Raw genomic sequence first — 13,705 nt, forward strand, 5'->3', positions numbered from 1 at the left:
GGGCTGAACTGCATGGCTCAGCCCCTGTGTTTTCTGCTTGCTATATTTTCATTAATTCGATTTGTAGAAAAGCCGGATGCATCCACAGCCTGAATCTTTCTGCGATGGGTGTGATAGGGTATAAAACCGTCCAGTTTTCGATAACTATCATTATGTCAGTTGCACCGGTGCGTCCCTTCAGAGCGAAAAACCTTCCCGTTCGGGAAAATAACGCACTAGCGTTGGTTATACCTATTTTTATCAGTCCAATATCTAAGCACCCGTGACTCAGTGCTGATGCAATCCGCTTTATTTCCCTGTTGCTGCATAACTCGCCTACCCCCCCTTTCAGCAGGAGGTTTATATCTACTGATTTCTATACATTTCCTGACAATCACTGGGGCAGTAGTTTATTTTTACAAGCGTTAAACTTATCTATTAAATACCCATTTAGGGGTAAAAAAAGATATTTTTATCAAGCTTTCATCTTAATTTTACTCAGAAAATTGAATTTCAGTTATCACACAAAACAAAATATCATCTCCCAATATTTATCCCCCCCCTCTACAATCCATCGCATTAAGAAAGCAGTTACTATCTTAATAAGGCGGTGTTTTTTACATTCACCACAGAAGTACAGCAGGATATATACCCAGTAGAGATTATTCTCATGAAATTATTTTATAGACTAATTTCTTAAGAATGAAATTAAAAGATACGTAGCAAGATAGTGAGCTTAACATTCGCAACATGACCCTGCGTAAGATAGAACCATCACTCATCGCTTAACGTTTTTACTCAATTCTTCAATATATCCATATTAGCCGTAAGTATTTATTGCTTACATAACCCTATGTTACCTACGGCATACCTATGCCACGTAACCACTCCGAATAATCGGAATATTATTATCTCTCTATAAGGAAATTATGATGCGTAAGATTTTATCAACCATGACCCCAGTTGCTCTGTTGCTTTTGGCTACCGCTGGCGGTGCTCAGGCAGCATCTAACGCCCAAATCACCATCACTGGTACCGTTGTTGCTGCAACCTGTGACGTCAGCCTGTCCACCAACAACCTGGATCTGGGCAACCATACGCCAGCTGATTTTACTGCGGTAGCAACGCCAATCCCAGCCAGCCAGAAGGCATTCACCGTAGGTGTCAACAACTGCCAGACTCCTCTGTCCGCTGGCGATACCGCTAACCTGGTGGTAAGCGGCCAAACTCTGGGGGGTAACCCGAATATGTTTAACAGCACGGGCACCAACACCGGTGTGATGCTGCGCCTGGCTTCTGCTCCGGCAGGCACCTATATCACCAACGGTGAAAAACTGCTGGTAGCTACCGCTGGCGCAACTCCAGCACAGAGCGACTTCAACGGCAAAACTCTGAGCCTGCAGGCGGGCCTGGCATCTACCACCACTACCGGGGTGAATATCGGTGCTATCAACGCGCCGATCCTGTTCAGCTTTGCCTACAACTGATTTATCCCAGGGGGCGGTTCATGCCCCCTCATCCTCGCACTTAGGAATTGTTATATGTCCCGTATCTTCCCATTGTTCTCAATATTGTTTGCTGGATTTCCCCTGCTTGCCGTGGCCCAAACGGGTGGCTTTGGTATCAACGCAACCCGCCTGATTTATCCTCAGGGCGCTGACAGTATCAGTGTAACAGTGCGTAATACCATGGCCACACAACCGTACCTGGTGCAGGCCAGAATCAGCGGTTCGCAGGACGGGGCTCAGCCCGCTCCGTTTCAGACCAGGCCACCTCTGTTCCGCCTGGAGCCCAACAGCGTCAATCAGGTTCGCATTGTAGCGCAAGGGGCAACCTTACCGACCGATCGTGAGTCAGTGTTCTATTTCCATGCCAGCGCGATTCCCGCCAGCACGGCTCCCCAAGCGAATAACCAGCAGGCTGGGGTACATGGCGCGGCACAATTTGGCGTCGGGAACATCATAAAAATGTTCTACCGCCCAAACAATCTGCCTTCTTCATCCCTGGCAGCACAGCAGAATCTGCAGTTTTCCCGCGCTAAAGGGGGAATTCAGGTCAGTAATAACTCACCGTATTTTGTCAGCTTTGCCGAGATCAGCATCGGTGGGCAGGCACTCAAACTGGATACGCCTGCGGCCTTGATGCTGGCACCGTTCAGTAGCCATACCTACGCGACCAGCAAGACACAGGGCGCTGTGCAGTGGAAAACCATTAACGATGAAGGGGGAATCAGTGCGTTCAATCATAACCTGCAATAAAAGAACTCTTCTGCTGACAATCTGGGCGCTGTCGGCCCTGATTGGCCAGCCTGTTCAGGCAGTAACGCTCAATTTTTCCGCTATACTCAATCCAGGAACATGCACTTTCAGCCTGGATAAAAGTACGCTGGCGCTGGACTCTGTTCATCTGTCACAGTTTGCACCTGCAACCTTGCAGGCCGCCCAGCCTTTTACCCTCACCGTGCAGGATTGCAGCGGAACCGATGCCAGCCTGGCTCCGGTTGTTAACGTCAGCGGTGACGGCATCACACGCGATAGTAAATGGTTATTCCGTAGCAGCGACTCCAGCGCGTCCGGTGTTGGCGTCATGCTGGTGAAAACGGATGTCCCACCGGCTTATGGCAGTACAGAAGTCAAAAATGGAGACAATATCCCGCTGGCAGCAGCAGGGGTAAATCCCCCCGATCAGAACATCAGGTTTTATGCCGGAATCACCTGCGGCAGCCTGGCATGCACCAGCGACCCTATAACGCCGGGCACCTTGACGGCACGCATTCTGTTTAACCTGGCCTATCGCTGAGGCTGATATGTTCCTGATTGACCTCTATCGTCCGGTCGCGATTACCGGCTTATGTCTGCTGATCTCAGCCCCCACCCTGGCAGCACAGAATCCTGCCGGGGGGATCAGCCTGAACCAGACGCGAGTGATCTTTTTATCCACCGATAAAGCGCAGACCTTGGCGGTGAAGAACACCTCCAAGCAAAACTATCTGATCCAAAGCCGGGTACAACAGGCACCCGACGATAGCACTGCCGCGCCTTTTATCGTGACGCCGCCGATGTTTTCACTGCAACCCGACAACCAGCAATTGCTGCGGATTATCCCGCAGGGCGCTGCCCTGCCTGCCGATCGCGAGTCGCTGTTTTACCTTGCAGTGATCGCCATACCCGCTTCCGGCAAAGAGCTCCCCTCGGCACGGGTGTCCATGGGGGTGCGTTTTGTTATCAAGCTGTTTTATCGTCCGGCCGATCTCAAAATGACACCAGCCAACACCACTTGCAGCCTGCGGTTCAGCCCCGGTGTTAACGGCGTGCGTATCGAGAACCCGACGCCCTACTTCCAGACGTTGGGTCACCTGAAATTCAACGGCAAGCCGGTCAATCTCGATATTCAACCATCGATGCTGGCCCCGATGAGTACACAGAATTACACGGCTCAAGGGCAAGTCACACAGGCCGAATGGCAGACCGTGACTGATTACGGTGGCTTATCCACCCCGTGCCAACAGACCCTCTCTTCGCTATAGGAAACATCATAATGAACGCTTTACTTCGTTGGCATTTTATCGGCTGGGCCTTGTGCTTGTTCTCGATCGCTGCTGGCACGGCACACGCCCAGGCAGCTTCTGCGACACCTCAAGGGATCTCCTTTCAGGTGCTGCGCGTGATTTATCTTGAGAGCGATAAGAAAGGGGTCACCCTGACGGCCAGCAACAGCAACCCTTACCCCTATCTGATGCAGTCCTGGATCCAGCCTGTCGACACCGCCACCGGCAATGTGGCCGAGGGAAAGCATCCGGCTATGCCATTTATTGTCACCCCACCGCTTGCGCGCCTCGAAGCCAATAGCGATCTGACGCTGCGTATTCGCCGTAATGCCGTGGTGCTACCGGCCGATCGTGAATCCGTCTTCTTTATCTCGATGAAGGCGATCCCCGCCCAGGCGGCACCGGAACAACGCACGGAAGATAAGCAGATGGTCTTGACGGTCACCAACAATATGAAGGTGTTTTACCGCCCGGAAGGGCTGGTTAAGCGCGCCGTGGCCGATATGGCCCCCAAGCTGAAGTTCCGCCGTGACGGCAACCAGTTGATTGCTGAAAACCCCACCCCGTATTGGCTGACATTCTCACACCTGAAGGTAGGAACAGCGGCACTGGATAAAGCGCAATTACGCCTGATGGTTCCCCCTAAGGGCCAACAGCATTACACCCTGCCAAACACGGCCTCTGGCAACGTGACATGGCAACTGATTGATGAAGACGGTTGGAGTACCCCAGTCGAACAGCGCCCTCTATAAGTTTTTTGCAGTGACGTACGGACAATACCCTGACTTTCGTTATGGACGCGATAATTAATGACAACACGACATACTGATCTCACCTTGTTGCCAGTGCTGGCAGGAGCAACTCTCTTGGTAAGTGGTAGCCCCGCCGTGGCCCAAGACTATTTTGACCCAGGGCTACTTTCCTTAGGGGGGACTAACGCAGCGGCTGTGGATCTGAGCGCTTTTGGCACATCGGGGAAAACACCGCCAGGCACCTATACCGTCTCTTTGTTTATCAACCAGATAGATCAGGGGCAGCACACCCTGGTCTTCGAAGCGAATGCCCATGGTGATATTCAGCCACAACTCACGCCAGACTTCCTGCACAAACTGGGGGTGAATACGCAGGTTTTGCCGACCTTTGCCGGGCTAGCACCGGAAAACCCCGTCGACGACCTTGCGGCATTGATTCCTGAGGCAAAAATCCAGTTCGACTTAGCCCAACTCCGCCTGGATATCAGCATCCCGCAGGTGGCAATGCAGCCCAACGCGCAAGGGTCGGTTGATCCTGCCTTATGGGAGCATGGCGTGCCTGCGTTGTTATTCAACTATAACCTGAATGGCGGGCGCAACTGGCAGAGTGAACAGCAAGGTATGGGAAGCAACACCCAGACCAACCTGTTTGCCAACGTGCAAGGTGGTGCTAACTGGCAAGCCTGGCGCCTGCGCAGCAACATGACCTATTCACGCAATACCAATAGCCAGAGCAACGTGGCGGGGCAGACGACTCAGAGCACGCAATTTAGCAGCACTTACCTGCAGCGCGATATCCAGCCCTGGCGTTCGGAAATTCTGCTGGGGGAAAACAACACCGAAAGCGACGTGTTTGACAGCATCCCGTTTCGTGGGGTCAAGCTTAATTCCAGTGACGACATGCTGCCCACCAGCCTGCGCGGCTTTGCGCCGATCATCAGCGGCATTGCGCAAACCAACGCACGCGTCACGGTAAGCCAGAACGGTAACGTCGTCTATCAGACCTATGTGGCTCCAGGGCCATTCCGTATCAATGATCTGTTCCAGACCGGCCAAGCGGGTGACTTGCTCCTCACCATTCACGAGGCCGATGGCACCGTCCGCACCCAGACGCTGGCCTTCTCATCGCTCCCGGTGATGCGGCGGCAAGGCAGCCTGAAGTATGAAGTGACGGCAGGCCGCTACAACGGTGGCATTACGGTCGACTCGCAGCAGGCAGAGTTTGTGCTCGGCACCGCCATCTACGGCCTGCCACATGATATCACCCTGTATGGTGGCACACTGTTAGCCAAAGATTACACCTCCGTTGTGGCAGGTAGCGGCTTCTCCCTGGGCAACTTTGGCGCACTGTCGGCAGATATCACCGCCTCTAACACCAAACTGCATGGACAGGACGATCATCAGCAAGGGTATTCGTACCGCCTGCGTTATGCCAAAAGTATGCTGAGCACCGGTACAGCCGTGGATCTCACCGCCTACCGCTATTCAACGCGCAACTATTACAGTTTCTCTGACTTCAACAATCAGGGCTTCCAGCTCAGTGACGGCCAGGTGCCGTGGGCCTTGGAACGTCAGCGCTCCAATCTCCAGGTGCGGCTCAGCCAGCAACTGGATTCATGGGGCTCACTGTATCTGTCCGCTTCTCGTAACGATTTCTGGGGCAATGACAAGGTGCTGAACACGGTGTCGGCGGGTTACAACGGCAGCTACCGCGGTGTGAGTTACGGCCTGGCCTACAGCATTGACCGGCTGAACGGGGATGGCAGTTGGCCAGAGAACCGCCAGCTATCGCTGAACATGCAGGTGCCACTGAATCTGTTTGGTTCGTCACCGGCTCTACGTAACACCTATGCCAGTTACCAGATGACCCACGACAATCATGGGCAGGTGCAGCAGCAGGCCGGGATTAATGGCAGTGCGCTCGACAACCGCCTCTCCTACAGCGTGATGCAGGGTTGGTCTAACGGGCAAGGCAACAATAGCAGCACGCTGAATACCGGCTATCAAGGCAGCAAAGGCTCAGCCAGCATGGGCTATAGCTACGACAACCAGAATCGCTCACTGAACATGAGCGGTAACGGGGGCGTCGTCGTGCATCCAGAAGGGGTGACATTCAGCCAGATGCTGGGCAACTCCGTTGCTGTCGTCAGCGCACCGGGCGCCAAAGGCACCAGCGTGATGAATGGCGACATCCGTACCGACAGTCGCGGCTATGCGGTAGTGCCCTATCTGTCGAGTTATCAGCTCAACAGCGTCGGCCTGAACCCGGCCACCTTGCCGGACGATGTGGATGTGACGCAATCGAGCCTGAACGTGTACCCAACCAAGGGCGCAGTAGTAATGGCCAACTTTGCCACACAGGTGGGTTATCAGGTGCTGATGACGCTGCAGTTGGCTGGCAACACCCCGGTGCCGTTCGGGGCGCTGGTGGCCGTAGAAAACACGGCGGCCAACAAACCGAATACCGGCATTGTCGGCGAAGCGGGCCAGGTATACCTGAGCGGCCTGCCGGAACAAGGGAAACTCAAGGTGACATGGGGCAAAGAGGCAAACCAACAGTGCCAGGCCTCTTTCAACCTGAAAAACGCTTCAGCGCCATCAGCCAATAACCCGATACATATGCTGACCGTAGCCTGCCAGGGGCAATAACCCCGAAGGCCGCCAGAATCACTATAAAAAAGGAATATGACAAATATGAAAAACCTGCAAACACTGCCATCAATTCAGAAGAGCAATCACCACCGGGGTACTCTGCGCCTATTGACGGCGTTGACGTTATTATTGGTGTCTGTCCCCTCGTCCAGAGCCATCGATATCATCACTATCGGCAAAGGAAGCGGCATTGTTTGGGAGGGATACCCCTTTAGTGCAAATATGTCAGGTACTATCGGTAATGCCAGGTTGAACAATATCTATGGCATAGCCGCAATATCCAACAGCCCAAACGTCTGCATGGATGCTGCGAAACTTGAAGAAATTGGGGGTTATATGGCATTACCGATCGCTCCAGGGGTAGGGCTGATCCCCAGGGCGAGCGTAAGCGCGAGCTACCTTGTTGCCCCTTCCAGCACTCGGGAAACGCTAACCGGTATGATAGGGTTACCCCGCACAGAGGGGAGCACCAGTTCAGGGGCTTTCATCACGAATCCAACGATAAATCCTACCTCTGGATCCAGGCAGTGGTGTTTACCTCCACGGCCGAACAATGTGACTAATTTTTATCCCGTCAACTCTCTACGAACTGTGCAAATCACAGGCTCTTGGGCAATGGTGGCTAATGGCAGCCAAACCAGCCAGCAAGTCACCATTCCAGCCATGTACGCCGCAAGTCTTCAGGCAGGCTCTGCTGCCGCAGATCGTTCTCAACAGATTTTACCCAGCGCGATCACTCTGCGTATCTCTACTCTGATCTGCACCGTGGCGACCACCACCAATATCAACTTTGGTGGCGTACAGCGTAATAGCCAGGCGGGGAGTGAGCTGGCGCGCCTGACTTATCCAATGATGGTCTCCTGTTCGCAGGATTCGGACCGCATTGACGCCAATATCAACGTCCAGTTCCGTGCTGGCAGCGGCCTGTATTCAGCCACCCCAACCCGGTTGGCGCTGACCCAGGGCGGCGGCTATATCACCGGGGAAATCAACAATGGCGTTACTGGCAGCGGTGATTGCAACGGCACCACCGGCATTCCGTTTGATAATACCCAGCTTAAAGTGGGCAATATCGCCAGCAGCGAATCGACAAAAGTGATTAATAATCAGGTTACCTGGCGTTTGTGCTCAGGGGGTGCCAGCCTGCCGCTGGGGCCTGTTGATGCCTCAACGGATATGCTGGTCACGTTTAACTAAGCACCTGCTTATTCTGCTACTAGCAGCGTAACGGAAATATCTCGATATCAATTAGCCTGGAAAATACGGTATTGTTTCTCCGTTTTTTCCAGGTTTTTTCTGGTAGAAATAAGGAACATCTGCAGATTAAAACCATTAACAATATAAAAAGAATGGAGTCGTATCAGAATGAGTGAGAATACGGAAAATACCATCGCAACACTCAGTACCCATAATATCAATAACCCGGCTCAGGGTTGGATCAACGGCTTTTTAGGTATGTTGATTTTCAGCGGGTCTTTGCCCGCAACGCGCGTAGCGGTGCTTGAGTTTGACCCGACTTTCCTGACGGCAATCAGAGCAGCCCTTGCGGGCATACTGGCCGTTGCTGCACTGTTGATAATCAAGCAGAAACTACCGCAAAGGCATGAAATCCTGCCACTGGCGTTTGTCGCGCTCGGCGTGGTGATCGGTTTTCCTTTACTGACGGCACTCGCGCTGCAACATACCACATCGGCACATTCCCTGGTCTATATCGGCCTTCTTCCGTTGGCAACCGCCTGTTTTGGCGTGATACGCGGCGGAGAACGACCAAAACCTGCTTTCTGGCTATTTTCCATACTTGGCAGTGTGCTGGTGGCTGGTTTTGCCTTGAGCCAAGGTTCCGGCAGTTCATGGCTTGGTGACGTGCTAATGGTTGCCGCCGTTCTCCTTTGTGGCATGGGCTATGCCGAAGGTGCAGTACTTACGCGTAAACTGGGTGGATGGCAGGTGATTTCTTGGGCCCTGGTAATCTCTTTACCGCTAACGGCGGTAGTTACCGTACTTTCAGCCCCCAGCGCTTGGCCAGTGGTCAGTCACGCAGCCTGGATATCTTTAGCTTATGTCTCGCTGTTCAGCATGTGGATCGGTTTTATTTTCTGGTACCGCGGCCTGGCACAAGGCGGCATTGCTACAGTTGGTCAGTTGCAGTTGCTGCAACCCTTTTTTGGCCTTGCGCTGGCAGGGTTGGTATTACATGAAACCGTTCAGCTTTCGATGATCGCCGTTATGGCCGGTGTATTGGTAGGCGTCTTTGGAGCGAAAAAGTTTTCCTGATTGTCATAATTGAGCGCCAGCGCGGAATACGGTGCTGGCGTTGTTTATTGCGGTGAGCTGATGCCAGAATGAGGCGGTTTAATGTTTGGACAACGCATTTTATTTTTCGCTTACCGTAAGCAAAGCGCTAGTCAACGATTAAACTGCCAGACGGAGGTGTGCAAACTTCTCACGAAGGGCTTTGGGAGAAACTTCGATTTTATCCGATGATTGACCCGTTTCAATCGCAGTAGAAGTCACTACAGAACGAACAATCTGCTCACGGGAAGGTTTGATATAAGATGACACCGCTTTTTTAGTACTACTCATCACAACTCCCATCTGCATGCCATATCACTAGGGCACATCATAAGCTAGAAACGTTGCTGCTGTGCCAGCATTTTACTGGGGCAGCAGAGCTTCCCTAAATCGCCGCTCCTGATACCACAAAAAATCACACTCCCCCACTAACCACACCACATCAAATGCTCTCGCAGGCTGCGCGTCTCTTCCGGCAACTCTGCCAGCACGGTTTTATAGCGTGCCTCTTTGGGGTAGCCGCGCATGGCTTGCAGCAGCAGGCGCAGCGCGCTGTCCCAGACGATCCCCTGCAAATCGCTATACGGCCATAAATCCGGTTCGGCGATAAACGGCACCAGGTAGTCGATCCCTAACTTGACGCTTCTGCCATCGCGCACCTCGTTCCAGCGATCAAACTCGACGTGCTCCGCGTAACGGTTAAGCAGCAGATGCGCCTCCAGGTTAAACAAGGAGTAGTGGAACGGCACCGGGCGCTCCAGCTCCATGGTCTGTTTGCCATCCTGATCGATCTGCGCCGCCATGCGCTGGGTGATCCCCTGCTGGATAATCCGCGCCACCAGCCCTTTATCGCCATAAAACAGCGCGTTTACCGCACGCTGTGCGTCGTACCAGGTGCCGTGGTTGTTGTGCCACACATATTCAGAGTGACCAACCTCGCTGTGATACATCCAGTGGTTAAAATCACGGAACCACTGATGCAGGCCGATAATATCGTCGGTATCCAGCACCCCGGCACTGCTGATCAGACCAATGGTGTCGATCACCATCCACATCAAACGGGTATCGATCAGCCCAGTGCCGCGCCCGGAAACAATGCCCGGGATCGCCTGGCCATAGTTCAGGTGCGGGTTCATCAGGGTATCGGCATGAAGAAACCAGCAACGGATCTGTTCAGCCGCCGCCAGCGCATACTTGCGCTGCTCGGTGAAATACCACGCCAACCCCAGCGTCAGGCAACGCTCACACATGCGGATCACCCGCGTAGTGTCGGTATCATTGTTCTGACACTGCGGATTGGTATGCCCATCGCGCCGGATATAGGGCAAGCCGTTGGGCCGCCGCGGGTTCGGCCACCAGTAGGTTCCCAGGCTGTAATAATCATGAGGATCTCCACTCACCGGCCGCAGCTTCTTATTGACGACCGTTTCCAGCGGCTGGCCGCGCAGCGTGTCGGCTTCGCTGACCAAACGGGCCAGCGCGGCCTGCAACGGGGAAAAAGGCTGCTGCAACCGATGCCGGGCATTTTCCAGACAAGTGACATCCAACGTATATAACTTCATTCTGGTCCTTATATTACTCAACACATTCAGGAACACGCTGCCCGCTCACAGCGTCAAAAATATGAATACCCGCCAGCTTGGGTTGCAGCCACACCGTTTCCCCTTCCTGCACGTCGAGGCGCTGTTTGAATACCGAAGTGAACGCGCCACCGCCGGTGTTGCAGAACAGTTGCATATCCGAACCGGTATTTTCGATCGCCGTAATGGTGGCTTTCAACGCACCGCTGTGTTCGCTTTCATGCACCACGTTGACCTGCTCCGGGCGAATGGCGTAAACCACTTGCTGCCCTGCCCGCACCTGCAGGCCAACCGGCAGGCGCAGCCGGGAATCATCCGCCAAGCGCAGCAGGGTTTCATCGCCCTCCATCACAATTTCCCCTTTCAACTGGTTGATTTCCGGCGAGCCGATAAACCCGGCCACGAACAGATTGGCTGGCCGATCGTACAGCTCCAGCGGGCTGCCGACCTGTTCAATCCGCCCGTCGCGCAGCACCACAATCATCTGCCCCATGGTCATGGCCTCGATCTGATCGTGAGTCACGTAGACCGAGGTGGTTTTCAGGCGGCGATGCAGCTCGCGAATTTCACCACGCACCTGGGTACGCAGTTTGGCATCCAGGTTGGAAAGCGGTTCGTCGAACAAAAACACCTGCGGGTTACGCACAATCGCCCGGCCCATCGCCACCCGCTGACGCTGACCACCGGAAAGATCTTTCGGCAGGCGATCGAGCAGCACGCCGAGCCCGAGCAGGTCTGCCGCTGCTTCCACCTTGCGGTTGATTTCCGCTTTCGGCAGCTTGGCCATTTTCAGTGCAAAGCCCATATTCTCCCGCACCGACATTTGCGGGTAGAGCGCGTAGCTCTGGAACACCATCGCAATATCGCGCAGCTTGGGTTCCACGTCGGTGACGTCTTTTTCATTGATCGCCACCTGCCCGCCGGTGATCTCCTCCAGCCCGGCAATCATACGCAGCAGCGTCGACTTGCCGCAGCCGCTGGGGCCGACCAGCACGCAGAACTCACCGTCAGGAATGGTCAGCGAGACATCTTTGATGACATGCGCATCGCCATATGATTTACAGACATTGCTCAATACAACGGATCCCATGTGTCGCTCCTTATCCTTTCACTGCGCCGGACATAATCCCGCGGTTGAAATGTTTTTGCAGGCCAAGATAAACGATGATGCTGGGCAGCATCGCCAATAACGTGATGGCAATAAAGATGTTCGGGGTGATGCTTTCGTCGGTGCGCAGGGTGCTGAGGATCACCGGGATGGTGTTCAGGCTGTCCTGATTCACTACAATCAACGGCAGCAGATACTGGTCCCAAATCATGATAAAGCCGAAGGTAACCACGGTGCCTAACGCCGGTTTTACCAGCGGCAGGATCACGTGGAAGAAAATCTGCCATTCGTTGGCGCCGTCGATGCGCGCTGCCTCTTCCAGCTCTTTGGGGATGGCGGCCATAAACTCGCTCAAGACGAAAATGGAGAAGGCCCACCCCACCACCGGCATAATCATCCCGAGGTAGCTGTTATACAGCGAGGCATCGATCACCGGCAGCCGCCAGTTGATGATCATATACAGCGGAATGGCGATCACCTCTTCCGGTAACATCATGGTCGAGAGGATCACCAGGCTGACCAACGACACGCCGATAAACTTTTTACGGGCCAGCGCGTAGGCCGCTAGCGCACTAACCGAAACCTGCAGAATAGTGCCGAAAAACACCACTACCATCGAGTTCAGCAGATATTGCCAAACGCCGATCTCCTGCCAGGCAAAGATAAAGTTTTGCAGCGAGAAGGCGTTCGGCCACGGCAGCAATTCACCCGGTTTGACCGGCGCGGCGCTGAATGCGGTGGCAACAATGCCCCAGAACGGGCCAACAAATACCACCAGCAACAGCGCATAGATCATCCAGCGGCCAACGGCGTCCCAACGTTTACTCAGCATAATGGGCTCCTTAATAACGGGTAATGCGCTTTTTCAGCGTGAGATGGCACAGGGTCAGCAACACAGTGAAGGCAAACAGCAGGAACGACACCGCCGAGGCATAGCCGTAATCAAACTGTTCAAAACCGAGCTTGTAGATGTGCGTCATGATCATTTCGGTGGAGTTGGAAGGCCCGCCGCCGGTGGTGGCATACACTTCGGCAAACACGCGGAAACCGCGGATGAAAGACAGCATCAGCACCACCGAAAGCGCCGGGATCATGCCGGGCAGCGTCACGTAGCGCAGGCGGTTCCACCAACTGGCCCCGTCGACATTGGCGGCGTCATACAGATCGCGGCTGATCCCGGCCAACCCGGCGATAAAAATCACCATGTTGTAGGGCACCGCTTTCCAGATGTGCAACAACATGATCACCCACAGCGCCTGATCGGAACTCGCAAGGAACCCCTGATCGGCAACGCCGAACCAGCTCAGCACCTGGTTGATCACGCCGTTTGGCGTCGGGTTAAACAAAATGCGCCACATTTCGGCGACGATCGCCGCACTGGTCACCGCGGGCAGAAAAATGGCGGTGCGAATAAAGCGCAGGTGGCGCGCCGGCCCTTCCAGCAGCATCGCCAGGAAAAAGGCCAGCACCGCCCCGACTACCATGGTCACGATCACATACAGGAAGGTATTGAACACCGCCGAATGCAGGCCGGCATCCGCGAAAGCACGGGTAAAGTTGGCAAACCCCACCCACTCATCTGCTTGATTAAAGTTCACCTTGTAAAAACTCATCACCAAGCCTTGCAGCATCGGGATAAATTTAAACCAGGTGAAAATGACCAGGGCCGGGGCCAGGAAGATCCACGGCACCAGGTTCCGTTTCTGGCGGGAAGTCAGCATGGTTATCATCGCTCTCAAGGAGTTAACAAGGTGCCTTTCTGGCTGTAATGCAGGTCAGTTAAGCAAAAAACCGC

13 protein-coding genes are annotated in these 13,705 nt (G+C 54.0%); 8 read left to right on the plus strand and 5 right to left on the minus strand.

The features are described from left to right. Positions 1 to 911: 911 nt before the first annotated feature. From WG891_RS16625 to WG891_RS16660, 8 genes are all read left to right on the plus strand, one after another. Positions 912 to 1,466, plus strand: coding sequence for a fimbrial protein (locus WG891_RS16625; RefSeq protein WP_156293929.1), 555 nt, complete (start codon positions 912 to 914; stop codon positions 1,464 to 1,466). 54 nt (positions 1,467 to 1,520) lie between these two features. Continuing rightward, positions 1,521 to 2,237: a fimbrial biogenesis chaperone gene (locus WG891_RS16630; protein ID WP_337263741.1), complete on the plus strand. Its 717-nt coding sequence runs from the start codon at positions 1,521 to 1,523 to the stop codon at positions 2,235 to 2,237. Next, complete coding sequence (locus WG891_RS16635) at positions 2,212 to 2,778, plus strand: fimbrial protein (protein WP_337263740.1); 567 nt, start codon at positions 2,212 to 2,214, stop codon at positions 2,776 to 2,778. The genes WG891_RS16630 and WG891_RS16635 overlap by 26 nt, the downstream gene beginning before the upstream one ends. Before the next feature lie 7 nt (positions 2,779 to 2,785). Continuing rightward, entirely contained in the window at positions 2,786 to 3,505 is a 720-nt protein-coding gene (locus WG891_RS16640; protein WP_076942125.1) for a fimbrial biogenesis chaperone, read from the plus strand. An 11-nt stretch (positions 3,506 to 3,516) separates the two neighbouring features. Next, positions 3,517 to 4,278 carry a fimbrial biogenesis chaperone gene (locus WG891_RS16645; RefSeq protein WP_337263739.1) on the plus strand — a complete coding sequence of 254 codons (762 nt, stop codon included), beginning with the start codon at positions 3,517 to 3,519 and terminating at the stop codon, positions 4,276 to 4,278. Between the two features lie 114 nt (positions 4,279 to 4,392). Continuing rightward, positions 4,393 to 6,927, plus strand: a complete 2,535-nt coding sequence (locus WG891_RS16650) for a fimbria/pilus outer membrane usher protein (RefSeq protein WP_337263738.1) — start codon at positions 4,393 to 4,395, stop codon at positions 6,925 to 6,927. 618 nt (positions 6,928 to 7,545) lie between these two features. Next, complete coding sequence (locus tag WG891_RS16655) at positions 7,546 to 8,127, plus strand: adhesin (protein ID WP_337263737.1); 582 nt, start codon at positions 7,546 to 7,548, stop codon at positions 8,125 to 8,127. Positions 8,128 to 8,295: 168 nt separating this feature from the next. Further along, the gene (locus WG891_RS16660; protein ID WP_337263736.1) at positions 8,296 to 9,204 is read left to right on the plus strand and encodes a DMT family transporter; all 909 of its coding nucleotides are present in this window, start codon (positions 8,296 to 8,298) and stop codon (positions 9,202 to 9,204) included. 138 nt (positions 9,205 to 9,342) lie between these two features. On the opposite strand, the gene WG891_RS16665 is transcribed toward WG891_RS16660, so the two are convergent. From WG891_RS16665 to WG891_RS16685, 5 genes are all read right to left on the minus strand, one after another. Then, entirely contained in the window at positions 9,343 to 9,513 is a 171-nt protein-coding gene (locus tag WG891_RS16665) for a hypothetical protein (RefSeq protein WP_337263735.1), read from the minus strand. Positions 9,514 to 9,650: 137 nt separating this feature from the next. Next, positions 9,651 to 10,784, minus strand: coding sequence for an alginate lyase family protein (locus tag WG891_RS16670; protein ID WP_337263734.1), 1,134 nt, complete (start codon positions 10,782 to 10,784; stop codon positions 9,651 to 9,653). A 13-nt stretch (positions 10,785 to 10,797) separates the two neighbouring features. Further along, positions 10,798 to 11,892 (minus strand): ABC transporter ATP-binding protein, encoded by a 1,095-nt coding sequence (locus WG891_RS16675; protein WP_337263733.1) that lies wholly within the window; start codon positions 11,890 to 11,892, stop codon positions 10,798 to 10,800. A 10-nt stretch (positions 11,893 to 11,902) separates the two neighbouring features. Continuing rightward, positions 11,903 to 12,742, minus strand: coding sequence for a carbohydrate ABC transporter permease (locus WG891_RS16680; protein WP_156293938.1), 840 nt, complete (start codon positions 12,740 to 12,742; stop codon positions 11,903 to 11,905). Between the two features lie 10 nt (positions 12,743 to 12,752). Beyond that, positions 12,753 to 13,640, minus strand: a complete 888-nt coding sequence (locus WG891_RS16685) for a carbohydrate ABC transporter permease (protein ID WP_337263732.1) — start codon at positions 13,638 to 13,640, stop codon at positions 12,753 to 12,755. Between the last annotated feature and the right edge of the window lie 65 nt (positions 13,641 to 13,705).

The sequence above is a fragment of the Serratia sp. MMO-28 genome (assembly GCF_037199905.1).
Classification (GTDB): Bacteria; Pseudomonadota; Gammaproteobacteria; order Enterobacterales; family Enterobacteriaceae; genus Chania; species Chania oryzae.